This is a genomic window from Algoriphagus sp. (assembly GCF_024305035.1).
GTDB lineage: Bacteria > Bacteroidota > Bacteroidia > Cytophagales > Cyclobacteriaceae > Algoriphagus.
Window position 1 is genome coordinate 81,818 of record NZ_JAMWZB010000006.1, and the last position, 17,687, is coordinate 99,504.

General features: G+C 42.9%; 13 protein-coding genes. 9 read left to right on the forward strand and 4 right to left on the reverse strand.

Annotated features, from left to right (window positions below; translation table 11 throughout):
• Positions 1-29 precede the first annotated feature (29 nt).
• The 7 genes from purH (at position 30) to Q0L00_RS04725 (ending at position 10,587) form a co-directional block, all read left to right on the forward strand.
• The gene (purH, locus tag Q0L00_RS04695) at positions 30-1,556 is read left to right on the forward strand and encodes a bifunctional phosphoribosylaminoimidazolecarboxamide formyltransferase/IMP cyclohydrolase (protein ID WP_297335709.1); all 1,527 of its coding nucleotides are present in this window, start codon (positions 30-32) and stop codon (positions 1,554-1,556) included.
• Between the two features lie 159 nt (positions 1,557-1,715).
• Positions 1,716-1,922 (forward strand): hypothetical protein, encoded by a 207-nt coding sequence (locus Q0L00_RS04700; RefSeq protein WP_297335710.1) that lies wholly within the window; start codon positions 1,716-1,718, stop codon positions 1,920-1,922.
• 282 nt (positions 1,923-2,204) lie between these two features.
• Positions 2,205-3,698, forward strand: a complete 1,494-nt coding sequence (gene cysS, locus Q0L00_RS04705; RefSeq protein ID WP_297335711.1) for a cysteine--tRNA ligase — start codon at positions 2,205-2,207, stop codon at positions 3,696-3,698.
• Positions 3,688-4,668: a M28 family peptidase gene (locus tag Q0L00_RS04710; protein ID WP_297335712.1), complete on the forward strand. Its 981-nt coding sequence runs from the start codon at positions 3,688-3,690 to the stop codon at positions 4,666-4,668. The genes cysS and Q0L00_RS04710 overlap by 11 nt, the downstream gene beginning before the upstream one ends.
• Positions 4,669-4,745: 77 nt before the next feature.
• The gene (locus Q0L00_RS04715; protein ID WP_297335777.1) at positions 4,746-5,783 is read left to right on the forward strand and encodes a LacI family DNA-binding transcriptional regulator; all 1,038 of its coding nucleotides are present in this window, start codon (positions 4,746-4,748) and stop codon (positions 5,781-5,783) included.
• Positions 5,784-5,785: 2 nt separating this feature from the next.
• Complete coding sequence (locus Q0L00_RS04720; RefSeq protein WP_297335713.1) at positions 5,786-6,934, forward strand: galactokinase; 1,149 nt, start codon at positions 5,786-5,788, stop codon at positions 6,932-6,934.
• Positions 6,935-7,146: 212 nt separating this feature from the next.
• Positions 7,147-10,587, forward strand: coding sequence for a ThuA domain-containing protein (locus tag Q0L00_RS04725; RefSeq protein ID WP_297335714.1), 3,441 nt, complete (start codon positions 7,147-7,149; stop codon positions 10,585-10,587).
• 284 nt (positions 10,588-10,871) lie between these two features.
• On the opposite strand, the gene Q0L00_RS04730 is transcribed toward Q0L00_RS04725, so the two are convergent.
• From Q0L00_RS04730 to Q0L00_RS04740, 3 genes are read right to left on the reverse strand one after another with little or no spacing between them, the layout of a single operon-like run.
• On the reverse strand, positions 10,872-12,167 hold the full coding sequence (locus tag Q0L00_RS04730) for a TRAP transporter large permease (RefSeq protein WP_297335715.1): 1,296 nt from the start codon (positions 12,165-12,167) through the stop codon (positions 10,872-10,874).
• A 1-nt stretch (position 12,168) separates the two neighbouring features.
• On the reverse strand, positions 12,169-12,657 hold the full coding sequence (locus tag Q0L00_RS04735) for a TRAP transporter small permease (protein ID WP_297335716.1): 489 nt from the start codon (positions 12,655-12,657) through the stop codon (positions 12,169-12,171).
• 10 nt (positions 12,658-12,667) lie between these two features.
• Positions 12,668-13,657 carry a TRAP transporter substrate-binding protein gene (locus tag Q0L00_RS04740; protein ID WP_297335717.1) on the reverse strand — a complete coding sequence of 330 codons (990 nt, stop codon included), beginning with the start codon at positions 13,655-13,657 and terminating at the stop codon, positions 12,668-12,670.
• A gap of 196 nt (positions 13,658-13,853) precedes the next feature.
• Here Q0L00_RS04740 and Q0L00_RS04745 point away from each other — a divergent pair, with 196 nt between their 5' ends.
• Entirely contained in the window at positions 13,854-15,494 is a 1,641-nt protein-coding gene (locus tag Q0L00_RS04745; protein ID WP_297335718.1) for an altronate dehydratase family protein, read from the forward strand.
• 10 nt (positions 15,495-15,504) lie between these two features.
• Positions 15,505-16,893, forward strand: coding sequence for a tagaturonate reductase (locus Q0L00_RS04750; protein WP_297335719.1), 1,389 nt, complete (start codon positions 15,505-15,507; stop codon positions 16,891-16,893).
• Here Q0L00_RS04750 and Q0L00_RS04755 read toward each other — a convergent pair.
• Positions 16,885-17,664: a zinc-dependent peptidase gene (locus Q0L00_RS04755; protein WP_297335720.1), complete on the reverse strand. Its 780-nt coding sequence runs from the start codon at positions 17,662-17,664 to the stop codon at positions 16,885-16,887. The genes Q0L00_RS04750 and Q0L00_RS04755 overlap by 9 nt on opposite strands.
• Between the last annotated feature and the right edge of the window lie 23 nt (positions 17,665-17,687).

The window sequence follows — 17,687 nt, forward strand, 5'->3', positions numbered from 1 at the left end:
TTAGAAACTTACACCTATCCATCTCAAAAATGGCTGTTAAAAAAATTCAATCTGCTCTTATATCTGTCTTTTACAAAGACAATCTCGAACCGATCATCGCTTTGCTTAAAAAGCACGGAGTAACAATCTACTCCACCGGCGGTACCCAAAAATTCATTGAGGAACAAGGCGCCGAGGTAATTCCTGTGGAAGAGCTAACCTCCTACCCATCCATATTCGGAGGAAGAGTCAAAACCCTTCACCCAAAGGTTTTTGGTGGGATTTTGTATCGAAGAGAAAATGAAGGAGATGTATCTCAGGCAGCTGAATTTGACATCCCGGCCATTGATTTGGTAATCGTGGATTTATATCCCTTTGAGGAGACTGTAGCTTCAGGTGCATCTGAAGCTGATATCATTGAGAAAATTGATATCGGTGGCATTTCCTTGATCCGAGCTGCTGCTAAAAACTTTAAGGATGTCACCATTATTGCCTCAAAAAATCAGTATGCAGAATTGGAGGCCAAACTGGAGGCACAGGATGGAGGAACTAGCTTGGAGGACAGACGCTATTTCGCCGCTCAGGCATTTCAGGTTTCTTCCCATTATGATACCCATATTTTTAATTACTTCAATCAAATTGAAGCTATTCCTACACTGAAAGTTTCTGAAAGCAAAGCCAAAACACTTCGATATGGTGAAAACCCACATCAAGCAGCCCATTTTTATGGCGACTTAGAAGGACTTTTTGACCAACTTAACGGAAAAGAGCTTTCCTACAATAACCTGGTAGACGTGGATGCCGCGGTAAATTTGATAGCGGAATTCCCAGACCAAACTGCATTCGCCATTTTGAAGCATACCAATGCCTGCGGATGTGCGACAGCGGAAACGGTGAAAGAGGCATATCAAAAAGCGTTTGCGGCCGACACCACATCTGCCTTTGGAGGAGTATTAGTGACCAATCAAATCGTGGACAAAGCTGCAGCCGAAGAGATGCACTCACTTTTCTTTGAAGTTTTGATTGCACCTGATTTCACAGAAGACGCGTTGGAAATTCTAAAAGGAAAAAAGAACCGGATTTTGCTTCGCCAAAAAATGGGATTGCCGGGTACCAAAATGATCAAAACACTTCTCAACGGAGTAATTGAGCAGGACAAAGATTTAGCTACCGAAAGCAAAGAAGATTTCAAGGTAGCCACCAAAAAAGCGCCTTCCCAAAAAGAACTAGACGCTTTGGTTTTTGCAGCGAAAGTCTGCAAACACACCAAATCCAACACCATCGTTTTGAGCAACGATAACCAATTGTTTGCCTCTGGTGTAGGACAAACCTCCCGGGTAGATGCTTTGCGCCAAGCCATCATCAAAGCCAAGGAGTTTGGATTTGATTTGAAAGGGGCAGTCATGGCATCGGATGCTTTTTTCCCTTTTCCTGACTGTGTGGAAATCGCCAATGAAGCAGGAATCACCGCGGTCGTCCAGCCAGGGGGGTCTATCAAAGATCAGGACAGCATTGATTTCTGTGATGCCCATGGCATGAGCATGGTGATGACTGGAGTGAGGCATTTTAAGCATTGATCTGGATAGTTTGAAGCAGTCAATGAAAATTAAAAACTCCGGCTCTAAAAAACCGGAGTTTTTTTTACCTAGGGCTGAAGAAAACACCAATTCTAGGTCATTGATTAAGAGTTATTTATAAAACGGAGTATAAAAACCACCCTTCAGAATAAGGGTGGGATGGAGGCGGCCACACGACCCCAGTCTCCAATTCGGGATTGGTACTACTTTTACCGTGAAGAAGAAAAACTGTTATTCAAATCGATCTCCAAAGCTCCAAATGGCGAACTAGCTCCGATGTTTGAGTACAACTATGATCCTGAGGGCGGGTTGTTCAAGGAGCAGGAGCAATACCCAAATATGGATTTCGGGAATAGGTTTCAATGAATTACCTCGATCATGAAGGAAAATAATGTGGCTTATCCAGCTCATGGGATTTTAATACTAAGGAACTCGAAAACCTTTGGAAAGAAGAACTTTTGAGTTTTTGAAAAACCAATCGTTAAATTAAAACTGCATACAAAATTCATTCATTAATTCTCTTAAAAATTTCCCGGTATTTTCCTTCAGGCTTCAATCTCCCCCATTTTTCCGCTAATTTGCAGCCTGTTATTAAAAAACGGAATCATCCTGTACTTTGAATTCGTTACCTAGTACTACGTACCTCCTATGAAATCGCATCAACTTAAACTTTACAATACCCTGTCAAGGGAAAAGGAAGAATTTCAAGCCATCAACCCCCCATTTGTAGGCATGTATGTTTGCGGGCCTACCGTATATGGCGACGCCCATTTGGGCCACGGCCGTCCAGCGGTCACCTTTGACACGGTCAATCGATATTTGACCCATCTCGGCTTTCGGGTTCGCTATGTTAGAAATATCACTGATGTGGGGCACCTTACTGGGGATGCAGATGAGGGAGAGGATAAAATCGCCAAAAAAGCCAAACTCGAACAACTTGAACCCATGGAGGTGGCCCAGCAGTACACGGATTCCTACCATCGTGATATGGCCCTGCTCAATACCTGGAAACCGAGCATTGAACCTCGTGCTACCGGACACATTCCTGAGCAAATTGCTTTGGTAGAAGCTATTCTCAACGAAGGACTCGCCTATGAAGTCAACGGCTCAGTTTATTTTGATGTACTCAAATACAACGAATCCTACAAATACGGGAAACTTTCCGGCCGTGTTCTCGAGGACCTAATGAGTGGAACCCGGGATCTAGACGGCCAAGGCGAAAAACGAAATGCTGCGGATTTTGCCTTATGGAAAAAAGCAGCTCCTGAGCACCTCATGAAGTGGAATTCACCTTGGGGACTGGGATTTCCAGGTTGGCACCTCGAATGTACAGCCATGAGCTCCAAGTATCTTGGCAATCAATTTGATATTCACGGAGGGGGAATGGATTTAATGTTTCCACATCACGAATGTGAAATCGCACAAGGAAATGCCTGCAATCATCAGGACCCTGCCAAATACTGGATGCACAATAATATGATTACCATCAACGGTCAGAAGATGGGAAAATCATTGGGAAATTTCATTACCCTTCAAGAGTTATTTACTGGAAAGCATGACTTGTTAACGCAAGCTTACAGTCCAATGACCATTCGCTATTTCATGCTGACGGCCCACTATCGCTCAACTTTGGACTTTTCCAATGAAGCCTTGAAAGCCGCACAAAAAGGATACAAAAAGATCATTAATGGACTTCGTATTGCCCAAATCCTTGAGTATCGGGAAGATCAATCCATAGAATTAGATCAGACCCAAATTGAACAAATTGAGTCTAGCATCCAGCACGCCTATCGTGCAATGGATGACGACTTTAATACCGCACAGGCCATTGGGCATTTATTCAATCTCTTAAAAAAAATCAATTCGATCTTTACAGGACAGCTCCAGTCGGCTGCTTTGGGACAGGATGTTTTTGTGAAGCTCAAAGACACCTTTATCACCTTTGTAACTGATATTTTGGGATTAATAGAGGAGAAAAGTGATGTCCAAAATGAGATGTTGGATTTGATGCTCGAGCTTTATGGCCAAGCTAAAACCGCAAGAGATTATGCCAAAGTGGATGAAATCAGAGCTGGGTTAAAGTCGATGGGCTTTGTAGTAAAAGATATGAAAGACAAAATTGACTGGGCTTATGAAGAATAGTGTTTATGGTTTGCTGCTTTTTATTGTATTTTTCTGGGCCTGCTCGGTAGAAAAAACGTCAGAAACTCAAGTTCCAGACAAAGAGCTTAAACCCTATCCCAAATTCCATGCAGATTCGGCTTATGCTTTTGTGCAGAAACAAGTAGAATTCGGACCTCGTGTTCCCGGCACTCAAGGTCATCAAGAAACCAAAGAGTGGATTTTGGCTCAGCTAGACCAATGGGGATGGGAAGTTCAAACTCAAGATTTTGAAGCGAAAACCTACGATGGACTCACTTGGAATTTGAGTAATATCATTGCGAGCTACAAGCCCCAAGCCAGCAAACGGATTCTGTTGGCAGCACATTGGGACACCCGAAGGATAGCAGACAAAGATACCGAGCGAATCGACGAACCGATTGATGGAGCCAATGATGGCGGTTCAGGGGTTGGAGTATTGATGGAAATCGCACGCATAATTGGCTCGCAAGATCTCAAACCCGATGTTGGGATTGACCTTATTCTTTTTGATGGGGAAGATGATGGGGAACCAGAAAATGCTCGAATTAGAGATAACTCACAGATCTGGTGGTGTTTGGGCTCTCAGTACTGGTCCAAAAATAAGCATAACTCCAATTACACGGCCTATTATGGGATTTTGGTGGATTTGGTCGGAGCTAAAGGTGCCAAATTTTATCGGGAAGGATATTCCAGAAATTTTGCTTCAGGCATACTCAAAAAAGTTTGGGACAATGCTCATCAACTAGGTCATTCCGATTATTTTATTTACAAAGATTCACCGGAAATTATTGACGATCATTTCTTTGTGAATAGAGATGCGGGAATCCCCATGATTGACATCATTGAATTTTCTCCTGACCTCGGATTTGGGAGATATCATCATACTCATATGGATAATATGGACCTGATTGACCGCAAATCCTTGCAAGCTGTAGGAGAAACTGTTTTATTTACAGTATATCAGGAATAAAAATTTTCTTATTTAATTACAATTCAAACAAAAAGAGTGGCTTGTGATTATCAATTTGAAAATAAATCTTCAATGTAATTGAAAAAATCATGAAGAAAGGGCATCAGGTTACTATGAAGGAAATCGCCAAGAAATTAGGCGTCTCAGTTTCTACGATTTCCAGAGCATTGAAAGATTCTCCGGAGCTTCATCCCGAAACCAAACGAAAAATCGTGGAAATGGCCAAGGAGATGAACTATCAGCCCAATTTGCTTGCGCAAAGTCTACGAATTAGCCGGACCAAAACTCTAGGTGTTATAGTCCCTGAAATCACCTCTCATTTTTTTGCATCTTGCATCAGCGGCATTCAGGATCATGCCAATAAACGGGGCTACAATGTCATGATCTGTCAGTCCAATGAATCGATCGATCAAGAAATCGCGAATATAAAAACGCTCGTCGCCTCACAAGTAGATGCCTTATTGATTTCACTTAGCAGAGAAACCAACCATTATGAGCATCTCTATGAGTTGTACAGTAGAGAAATTCCCTTTGTCCTGTTTGATCGGGTTCATGAAGAAATTCCTGTTTCCAAGGTAACCTTTAACGATGCAGGAGGGGCCTATCAGGTCACCCATCATCTACTTGAAATGGGCTGCAGAAATATCGTTTACGTTTCAGGCCCAGAAGACCTTTACATTTCTAAAAAGCGAAAAGAAGGATACCTCAAAGCCTTAACAGAATACGGCATCAAAGAAAACCCTGAATTCATCAAAATTTCGGATTTAACCGAAGATGGAAACATCCGAGTTGCTCAGGAAATCCTTCAAATGAACCCCAAACCCGACGCGGTTTTTTGCATGATCGATCCGGTGGCAGTGGATGTTTTAACGTATTGGAAATCAAAAGGAATAAAAGTCCCCGAAGAATTTGCGCTTGCCGGATTTACCAACAACCCCACCTCTGCGGTCGTGGAACCTCCCCTGACCACAGTATCCCAACCAGGATATGAAATGGGGAAATTAGCGGTCAGCCACCTGCTCGATCAACTCGACGGACTTGCTTCGGATGATCCGATATCCATTGTCCTGGACACTACTTTAGTTCCTAGAAAATCATCACAAAAAACCATTTGAACTTGAAAACAAAGCTATTCGAGCTTTTTCAAAAGACCTTCGAAAGTACCCCTATCCTTGCTTTTGCTCCCGGTAGAATTAATTTAATCGGAGAGCACACCGATTATCAAGAGGGCTTTGTATTCCCTGCTGCTGTCCAGTTTGGTATCTGGGTGGGAATTCAGAAAAATGAACTGTCCTATTGTCGCTTGTACTCCTTGGATTTTGAGGAGGAATTCACTTTTGACTGGACCAGTTTTTCTCCCAAAAAAGGTCATTGGAGCACTTATGTAATGGGATTTTTAGCCCAATTAAAGCAAGCCGGTTATCCATTTAAAGGGTTTGATATGATGATTGGAGGGGATATTCCTGTTGGCGCGGGACTTTCTTCTTCTGCCGCCTTATCTGTTTCTATTGGCACGGCTCTTTCTTCCCTTTACGATTTGAAACTAAGCCCGATTTCCATCTCCAAGTACGCCCAAAACTCAGAGCATCAGTATGCTGGAGTGCATTGTGGAATCATGGACCCCTATGCCTCTGCTTTCGGCAAAAAAGATCAGGCTCTCCTGTTGGATTGCCGGAGCAATCAGCATCAGGAAATCCCAGTTCATCTAGGCGAGTACTCCTTGCTTTTAGTTAATTCCAATGTCAAGCATTCCCTAGCCGATTCGGCTTATAATCAGCGAAGAGCTGCTTGTGAGGAAAGTGTCGAAATTTTAAAAAAATTCTATGCTGGTATTCAAACACTTCGAGATGTGAAGGTTTCAGAGTTGGAAAAAGTACAACAATTGCTCCCAGGCTCACTGTTTCCCAAAGCCAAACATATCATCAGCGAATGTGAGCGAGTTCATGCCGCTGCAACTGCTCTTCAATCTGGAGATTTAGATTCCTTTGGAAAGCTCTTGAATGCATCCCATCAGAGTCTGAGTCAGGATTATAAAGTCAGCTGTGCCGAACTGGATTTTTTGGCGGAAAAAGCTCAAGATTTTCCCGGTATTTTAGGAGCTCGAATGATGGGAGGAGGTTTTGGTGGCTGCACCATCAATTTGATTAAAACTAGTACGGTCTCTGATTTTCTAGAAAAAATTCAGCAATCATACCCAACAAAATTTGGATTGAACCCTTCCTTTATTTCCGTGGAGGTTAGTGAAGGAGCCCGAATAGTGGGTTGATTTTCACTCCTGCATTTGCAAAAGAAAGAAAAGCATAAGTTTCTCATCTGGAAAAACTCAAATTAGTAACCTAACCAGTTTATTTGAAACGGTAAAAAATTATTGTTTCAATTTGAAAAAATAGCACACTTTATCACCAAAAATTGCCGAATTTCAGTTACTTAGCGCAGCAATTTTAATAAATGCCTAATTTGTCAAAAAATTACCTTAGTATGAATTTTCCCAAAAACCTAAAAAACCTACTTAGCATCCTTTCAATGGCTGTGATAATGGGGATTTTGGTTTCCTCCTGTTCCAAAAAACGTGAAGGAGATCCCAAAGTACTCGTGTTTCATAAAACGGCCGGATTTTACCATGAATCCATTCCTAGCGGAATAGCTGCCATCGAAAAATTAGGAGCCGAAAATGGCTTCGAAGTAGATGCTACAGACAATGCAGAAGATATTAATGAGGAAAACCTCGAAAAATACGCTGCAGTAATCTGGCTCAGCACCACTGGAGATGTCTTAAATCATTACCAAGAAGCCGATTTTGAGCGATACATTCAGTCTGGCGGAGGCTTTGTCGGCATTCATGCCGCAGCTGACACGGAATATGAGTGGGGCTGGTATAATCAACTGGTCGGTGGTTATTTCGCAGATCATCCCGGCATCAACGATCCTCACCCTAACGTTCAGCCTGGAGTCATCACCAAAACTGGCGAAAGCCATCCATCTGTGGATTTTTTACCTGATTCTTGGGAGCGCACTGACGAATGGTATTCCTACAAAGAGGTAAATCCTGATACGAAGAAGTTGCTCCTTTTGGATGAATCTTCCTATCAGGGAGGTTTAGATATGGGTGAACATCCAATTGCTTGGGTTCATGATTTTGACGGAGGGCGGGCCTTTTACACTGGAGGCGGACATACGAATGAATCTTACCAGGAAGAAACCTTTTTAAGGCACCTTCTGGCAGGTATTCAATATGCGATTGGTGACAACCTCGCCTTAGATTATTCCCAAGCCCGTCAAAAACGAACTCCAGAAGAAAACCGCTTCACCAAAACCATGCTCGCTGAGGGGGATTTCACTGAGCCTACGGAATTGACTGTCTTGCCCAATCTCGACATTTTGGTATCTCAGCGGAGAGGTGAGATTCTATATTGGAACGAAAATACCCAATCAATTTCTGAGGTGGCCAAACTTGATGTGTATTGGCAAAGTGGAGTCCAAGGCGTGAATGCTGAAGAAGGATTGATGGGGATTCAAAAAGATCCCAATTTTACTCAAAATAATTTTGTTTTCGTTTACTATGCACCGGCAGGAGATGAGCAAATCAATCGGCTTTCACGATTTACTTTCAAAGATGGGGTGTGGGATATGAATTCGGAAACGGTCATTTTGGACATTCCTTCTGACCGGTACATTTGCTGCCATACCGGTGGATCGATCGCTTTTGACAAAGACGGAAATCTCTTTCTCTCTTTAGGAGACAATTCCACTCCTTTTAATCAAAATGAATCTCAGTACACCTTAAATGGCTATGCTCCATTGGATGCAAGAGACGGAAGAAAGCAATGGGATGCACGAAGAAGTTCTGGAAACTCCAATGACCTACGAGGAAAAATCTTGAGAATCAAAGTTGCCGAAGACGGAAGCTATACCATTCCGGAAGGAAATCTTTATCCTGAAGGAACCGAAGGCACCAAACCTGAAATCTACGTACAAGGAAACCGAAACCCTTATCGAATTTCAGTCGATCAGAAAACCGGATTTCTTTATTGGGGCGAAGTTGGGCCTGATGCACGAGCAGACTCCATCGATTGGAAAGGTCCAAGAGGTTACGACGAAGTGAACCAAGCTCGAAAAGCTGGAAATTTTGGCTGGCCCTACCACATTGGAGACAATTATGCCTATCGGGAATTCAACTACGAAACCGGCGAAACTGGACCTGTTTTTGACCCGGCAAAACCAGTCAATAATTCCCCACATAATACCGGTTTGAAAGAACTTCCTCCAGCTCAGCCTGCTTTCATTTGGTATCCTTATGACAATTCTCCTGATTTCCCACAAGTGGGAACAGGTGGACGAAATGCCATGGCTGGACCAGTTTACTATTCGGACATGTATCCGGAGGAGACTCGATTCCCCAATTATTTTGACGGAAAATTATTCATCTATGACTGGATCCGAGGCTGGATCAAAGTGGTCACTATGGAAGAAAATGGGGATTTCTCTAAAATGGAGCCTTTTATGCCCAATACCAAATTCAATTCCCTGATTGACATGGAAATGGGACCTGATGGTAAAATGTACCTATTGGAATATGGAACGGGTTGGTTTAGTAAAAACTCCGATTCAGGTTTATCTCGTATTGATTTCAACGGAGGAAACAGACCTCCGGTAGTTACCGAAGTCAATTCTGACAAAACCTCGGGAAGCCTCCCGCTTACGGTGACTTTCACGGCCCAAGCTTCCGATCCTGAAAATGACGAAATCACTTATTCTTGGGATTTGGGGAATGGTAAAACTGAAACCACCACTGAGCCTCAGATAACTGCTACTTTTGATCAAATTGGGGAATACGAAGTGACCGTCTCTGCCTCCGATGATTCTGGACTCAGCGGAACAGGCCCTAAAGCTACCGTATATGCCGGTAACGTCGCTCCTGAGGTCACCATCAGTATTAACGGAAATCAGACCTTTTATTTCCCAGGGCAGCGGGTATCCTATGAGGTTTCTGTTTCAGATGAAGATCATCCCGAAATCAACCCTGAAAACCTCTTTGTCGCGGCTGATTACATCGAAAGTTTCGATCAGGCAGAAGCAGATATGGGCCACAAAGTTATGAGTGAAGCCATGACTGGAAAAGCATTGGTTCAATCCCTTACCTGTAAAACTTGCCACAAGGAAGACGAAGCCTCCATAGGTCCTGCTTATACAGCTGTTGCCGAAAAATACCGAACTCGCCAAGCCAATTATTTGAAAGAGAAAATCAAAAACGGTGGTGGCGGCGTCTGGGGTGAAACAGCCATGCCTGCTAATCCAGATCTCAAAGATTCTGATTTGAACGCTTTAGTTGCCTATATTTTCTCTCTCAAAGGAGAGCAAACACCAAGTTTACCGGCTAGTGGTACTCTTGATGCAACGATGGGCAAAACACCTTCTCCGATGGGAGCATTAATGATCAATGCTTCTTACACCGATCAAGGTGGCGAAAACATCAAACCCCTTTCAGGCGGAACAACCAAGACGCTATTACCAAACACATTGGATCCAGGCTTGGCTACCGACTTAGAAGGTTATTCTAGTATGGCTTTTGATGGACGAAATCTTTTGATGGTTCCATCAGAAAACGCTTCTTTCGGTCTTCCTGCCGTGGATCTGACTGGAATTGGCTCAGTGACCTTCACCGTAGCTTCTCCTGAAGAGATTAAAATTCCTGTGAATTTCGAGATTCGTGTAGGAAGTCCAAGCGGAGATATTATTGCGAAAGGTACCTACACACAAGGTCCTGCGGTCAAAGATCCAAATGTCCCTGTGATGTTTGCTCAGGCTACTATTCCTGTCACTGGAACAGCAAATGGAGAAAAAATCTATGTTGTGACCACTCCAGAAAATGGGGAATTGGGCACGTTTATCATTTCGGCCATTACTTTTAATGCCAAATAACCCCCCCTACCCCTTCACAAAAGCCGAATCCATGATGGGTTCGGCTTTTTTTATGAACAAATGGCGTAACTATCCAAAGGATGAAATCGAGCATGACGTACCCGTCACACACCGGGATGATTAGAATTGCGAGATTCCATATGACCGCTGAAGAACCAATTAGAAACAGATGAAAAACAAGTAGGTAGTTAATCGCGGAATTATCCTTAAACCATGGACTTGGAAAGTTCTATGGGCTCAAAGGTTTAATCCAACGAATAGAAAATAGTTTGCTTTGACTAAAATCAAACTCCAAAAACACTGGGTAACCAAAGTGAAATCTGAGGAAAAAGCATAATGAGAATCAAAGCCAAAATCATCGCAAAGAAAAAAGGCAAAAGTGGTTTAATTACTTTTTGAATACTCGTTTGAGCCACTCCTACTCCAATAAATAAGATCGAGCCTACCGGAGGAGTACATAATCCAATACACAGGTTTAATACCATCATAATTCCAAAATGGACCGGATCAACACCAAGTTCAACCACTACTGGAAGAAAGATGGGGGTAAAAATCAACACCGCTGGGGTCATATCCATAAATACACCCACCACCAATAAAATCAAATTGATCATCATCAATATCACGAAAATATTATCCGAAAGGGAAAGTAAAGAATCGGAAATTTGTTGAGGGATCTCCTCCACAGACATTACCCAAGACATCGCCATGGAGGTGGCAATCAGAAGCATGACCACTGCCGTGGTTTCTGCTGATTTGAGCAAAACTGCAGGTAAGTCTTTAACTTTCATCTCCCGGTAAATCAAGGATAGTCCCAAAGCATACAATACCGCAATGGCAGAGGCTTCCGTAGCGGTAAAGACTCCCGCTACTATTCCTCCTATCACTACAATGAGAAGAAATAAACTCGGTATCGCTTTCCAAAAAGTACCGATTACATGCTTAAAAGAAGAAACTTCCCCTGCTGGTAACTTTTTGATTTTTACCATAATAGCAGCAGTGATCATTAGCATCAATCCCACCAAAAGTCCCGGTAAATATCCAGCCACAAATAATGCCGCTACCGACACTCCTCCCGAAGCTAAGGAATAAACAATCAAAACATTGGAAGGCGGAATAATTAAGCCCGTAGTCGATGAGGTAATATTTACAGCTGCCCCCAATTCTTTGGGATAACCTTCTTTTTCCATTCGCTTTCCAAGGATTCCGCCCATCGACGAAGCTGCCGCCACGGCAGATCCGGCAATTGCCCCCATGAGCATGGCTGCGATTACATTAACATGAAGCAGCCCGCCGGGCAGTTTGCCTGTCAGTGCCTTGGCAAAATCAATTAATCGCCTGGCAATCCCTCCGCTATTCATCAGCTCTCCAGCCAAAATAAAAAAGGGAATGGCCAATAATGAAAAACTATCCAAGCCTGTCCCCATGCGTTGAGCGATCGTGGTCATCGCTGGAAGAGATGCCACGGTCACCAATAAGGTCAATAAGCTGGACAAACCTAAGCTCCAAGCTACCGGTACCCCAATGCCCAAAAAGATAACAAAGGAAAACACCAAAACCAGAATACTGAGCGTCTCCATTTTAGTGGTGATTTATACGTTTAGTTAATTTAACCATATCAAAAACCTGATAAAAAATTACCAAGAGTCCACTGGCTGGAATTATTCCATACACATAAGCTAAAGGAATTCGTAAAGCAGCTGAAGTTTGATCCAAAATAAATGTAATATAAACCAAATTAGCCCCACCTATTACCATGGTTAAAAGCGCAAAAACCAGAATTAGTATTCGAATGATAAATTGAATTCGAATACGGTTTTCAACACTCAGCTTTTCCTGAAATACGTCAATGGCCAAGTGCTCATTTTTCCCTGCGACAAAAGCGGCCCCCAACATTCCAATCCAAATTAGCATATATCTGGCTAGCTCATCGGTGAAGGAACTCGGATTATTGAGCAGGTACCGTGAGGCCACCTGCCAACTCACATTGATCACCATCAGTCCCATCAACAGAATAAGCATCCATGAAATCACGCGATCAATTTTTTGACGAAAAAGAACTATACTCATATCTCCTTGCTTAATCCACTGCTTGAATCGCTTCAATAATTTTATAGATATCGGGCTGTTCGACCTTCATCTGCTCATACATGGAGGCAACCCCTTCCCTAAATTTTGATTTGTCCGGATAGCTGATCTGAACACCTGCTTTCTCTAGCTCGCGCAATGACTCCGCTGTGGACTCCGCCCAAATCTTATATTGGAGTCGGGAGGATTCATCGGCAGCCTCCTGTATCCACTGTTGTTCCTCTGGATTTAGGCTTTCCCAAACTTTGGTACTAATCAGCACCACATCAGGAAGGACGGTATGCTCATCAATGCTGTAATATTTACAGATTTCATAATGCTTGGATGTGTAGAGACTCGGAGGATTGTTTTCTGCCCCATCCACGATTCCCTGCTGCAATGCACTGTAAAGCTCTCCATAGGCAACCGGTGTCGGCGAACCTCCCATGGAGCGGACCATATTGGTGGCCATATTACTTTCCATCACTCGGATCTTTAGCCCTTTCAAATCTTCAGGGCTTTCAATAGGTTTTTCTTTGGAATAAAAACTCCGCTTTCCCCCATCGTAATAACAGAGCCCTCTTAGCCAGTATTTTTCTGGATCCAAAAGCAATTGCTTGCCAATTGGCCCTTCTAAAACTCGCTTTTGATGTGCATCATCTTTAAACAGGTAAGGCATCCCAAAAACCTGCATCGTAGGGGCAAACCCCTCCAAAGCAGCAGCCGAAACCTTCGTCATCCCCAAACTACCGATTTGTAAAAGCTCCAAAAGTTCTCGCTCCGTACCCAATTGCTGGTTGGGATAAACCTTGATTTGAAGTTTTCCGCCAGATTTTTCCTCCACACGCTTCGCCAAAAAAACCATCGCCTCATGGACTGGGTGAGAGGTCACCAAAGCATGCCCCATCTTGATTTCCCTGACCTGCAGCACATTTTGACAACTGGACAAAAACAATCCAAGAATTAAGAAAAAGAAAGCACTATGGTTGAAATAAGGGTTCATTGTCAATTGACTCAGTTAGACAATAATAAGGTTTTCTGCTTACAATTGCCCAGCTATTTACGGAATCGATTTTCTTTGCCTTCTGGTAAAAAAAGGTGAAAATCAATTTTCACTTTCCTTATTCATCACTCTTCCTCAAATTGCCATTAACCGGATTGTGAAAAATGAGACTATCTTAGGGAAAGAAACTAAACCTATGAACCGAAGAATTCTTCAAATACATCCTGACGACAATGCCATAGTAGCGCTCACAGACTTGGAAAGAAATGAAGTTTTTGAACTCAATGGCGAATTCATCTCTATTCTCGAGCCCATCCCGGCCAAACATAAATTTTGCATTCAAGACATGACCCCCGGGGATCGGATCATTATGTATGGAGTGACAGTTGGCAAAGCTCAATCATTCATTTCAAAAGGAGCGCTCCTCACCACCCTCAACACCAAACATGATGCTAGTGACTTTAAACATAAAACAGCAGAATACTCATGGACTTCCCCCGATAGTTCTGCTTTCGAAAAACAAACTTTCCTTGGCTATCACCGGGAAGACGGACAAGTCGGAACCGCAAATTTTTGGCTGATAATCCCACTCGTATTCTGTGAAAACAGAAATGTGGAAATTATAAAAGAAGCCTTTTTAGAGGAATTGGGCTACGCAAAACCCAATCCCTATAAATACTTGGTTCGCCAACTCATACTCCAATCCCAATCCAAAGAGGCTGCGAGCGAGCAATTTTTCGAACCTTTTCAAACTGCCACTACAAATAAAATATTTGAAAATATTGACGGGATTAAATTTCTCACCCATCAAGGGGGGTGCGGAGGTACCAGGCAAGATGCCGAAATGCTTTGCAAGCTTCTCGCCGGATACATCCATCATCCCAATGTAGCTGGAGCAACGGTTTTGAGTCTGGGATGCCAGCATGCTCAAACCGCTATCCTTAAAGAAAAATTAAATGAGCTAAATCCAAGTTTTCAAAAACCACTGTTGATTTTTGAGCAACAGCAGGAAGGAACTGAAGAACAATTATTACAAAAAGCAATCACACAAACTTTTCTCCAACTGAATCGGGCAAATGCCATTTTCCGTAAACCCGCTCCCCTTTCCAAACTCAAAATAGGCCTGGAATGTGGGGGATCCGATGGCTTTTCGGGTATTTCTGCCAACCCTGTCTTGGGGCATGTTTCAGATTTGATTACTGCTTTGGGCGGTAGCGCGGTGCTTTCTGAGTTTCCCGAACTTTGCGGTGTAGAACAGGAATTAATCAACCGCTGCGTGAATCTTGAAAAAGCTGAAAAGTTCACCCAACTCATGCGGGCCTATTCGGCTTCCGCCGAAGCAGTCGGTTCCGGCTTTGACATGAATCCTTCTCCCGGTAATATTCGGGATGGGCTAATTACCGATGCGATCAAATCCTGTGGAGCAGCTAAAAAAGGCGGATCCTCCCCCATCACAGACGTGTTAGACTATGGAGAATATGTCAAAGAAGCGGGATTAAACCTTCTTTGTACCCCAGGGAATGATGTGGAAAGTACCACGGCCTTGGCAGGGGCAGGATGCAATATCATCTTATTTTCCACCGGCCTGGGTACTCCTACCGGAAATCCAATTTGTCCGGTGGTCAAAGTATCTACCAATAATCGACTTGCTGAGCGCATGCCTGACTTGATTGATTTCAATACGGGTTCCATTATTTCAGGAGAAAAAACCATCTCTGAGATGGGAGAGGAACTATTGCAACTAATCATTCAAATCGCAAGCGGGAAGAAATCCACCAAGGCAATGGACTTGGGGCAGGATGATTTCATCCCTTGGAAAAGAGGAGTGTCACTTTGATTTTTTTGAAATGGAATCAGAAGAAAAAATATCGATTCTCCAATTCGGAAACGGGAATTTTCTACGAGGCTTTGCCGATTGGATTTTCCAACAATTAATCAATCAAGGGCTATTTTCGGGAGGCATTCACAGCCTTCAAATCCATAATCCCAAGCCGGATGATCGAATGCTGCTTCAAAAAAACCAATATCATGTTTGGGTTGCCGGCTTGGAAAATGGTCAACAGGTAGACCGTATTGATCTCATTAATTGTATCAAAAAATACAGCTCAATTTTCGATTCGTATGCAGATTATTTGAAAATTGGGGAGATTCCAGACTTGCGTTATGTGATTAGCAATACCACAGAAGCAGGAATCGTATTTGATCCCAAGGACGATTCTTTTCAACAAATCCCAAATACTTTCCCTGCCAAACTGACCGCATTGCTTTTTCATCGATTTAAGTTTTTTCGGGAAGATCCAGCAAAGGGACTACAGGTATTGCCTTGTGAACTGATTGAGAAAAATGGCGATAAGCTCAAAAAATGTATTCGCTCCTATACTCAGCTATGGGGGCTTCCCGAAGAATTTGACCAATGGCTGAATGATTCCTGCTCATTTTACAACACATTAGTCGATCGGATTGTCCCGGGATTCCCAAAAGATCAAGTGGAAGAGCTTGAGCAAAAAATCGGCAAACCGGACAAATTGATCGTTATGGCTGAGCCTTACTACCTCTGGGCAATCGAAGGAGCTGAACAGCTTCAATCTGAAATCAACTGGGAAAAAGCCGATTTAAATATCAAATTTGTCAAAGACCTCGAATTCTACCGCACTCGAAAAGTACGGATTCTAAATGGAGCCCACACTGCCTTGGTACCCTTCGCCATTCTAAATGGTACCCGAACTGTCAAGGAAGCGATTAAGACTCCAAAAATTAGTCAGTGGCTGAAGTCCATTATTTTTGGCGAAATCATTCCAAGTCTTTCACCGGATTCTAATGAACTGGAAAGATATGCTACTGCCGTTTTGGAGCGGTTTGCCAACCCCTATTTGGAGCATCAGCTCGCAGACATCGCACTCAATAGTATATCCAAGTTTAAGGTTCGCATTTTGCCCTCCATCGTGGCATATGAAAACGAAAGAGGAGTATGGCCAAAATACCTCATGCAATCTTTTGCTGCCTTACTCCTTTTTTACAAAGGCGAATTTCAGGGCCAAAAACTTCCCATTCGAGAGGATAGGCGTTTCACAATTTTTTTAAGTAATGCTTGGCAGTTACCCAATTTATCATCGACTTTAGATGAGATCTTAAAAAATGAACAACTTTGGGAAACGGACTTGAGCAACTTAAAGGGATTCAAGGAATCGCTATTGGCAGCTTTTCAGGAGCTTGAGAAAACTTGGGATTTAGCTTGAGTTCCTACGTGCGGACTTTAGAAAAATTGGGTCTTGAATCAGTAGGTTCACCAATACCGAATATAACTCCGGTTTTTTTGCTTTAAACTGTTCCGGTCTTTCAAAGAAATTCTCAAGTGCCACAGCAAAGAACTCATGCTCATTTTCAGCCCCTCTTTTTCTAAAAAAATCAGATCCTCCAGTTTGGATCAAATTCATTTCCCGTTGTGCTAATTCCTCATAGCTTCTCCAAAGTTGGGGATTCAGAAAATTAAACTCATCATTGCTTCGAATGCGATTTTCCAATTTCAGCGCATGCGCTACCTCATGAATCCCTAGGTTAATTCCATCCGTTTCGTCTATAAATCCTTCGATAAAACAAGGCCAGGAGAGCACGATTATTCCCAGACGGGGATTGACTTCCCCTCGGTGGTAGGCTTGAGAAATTGTCGAAATGTATCGATCAGGATACACCAGAATTTTACTGAAATGACTTAGCGAAACCCGTGGAAGCCCAAAAGTCACCTGAACGATAGTCGCTCCGATCAAAATTTTCATTTCGGAAGTAATTTCTGTTAATCCTCCCCTAGGAATGAATTTTTTGGTCGTCAAAATATAGGAAAGTTTGCCACGAAACTCCTTTTGATGTTCAGGCTTCAGGACTTGGTAATAGCGCGAAAGATTTTGCAAGGTTTCGATCTCCGAATGGGACAGTCGGTACCTAAAAAGCCAAAGGCCAAGTCGATAAATCGATTCGGTGAAAAAATTTACTAATTGAATACTGAAGGGCATAGAAAAAAAGCAGCTCCCTAAAG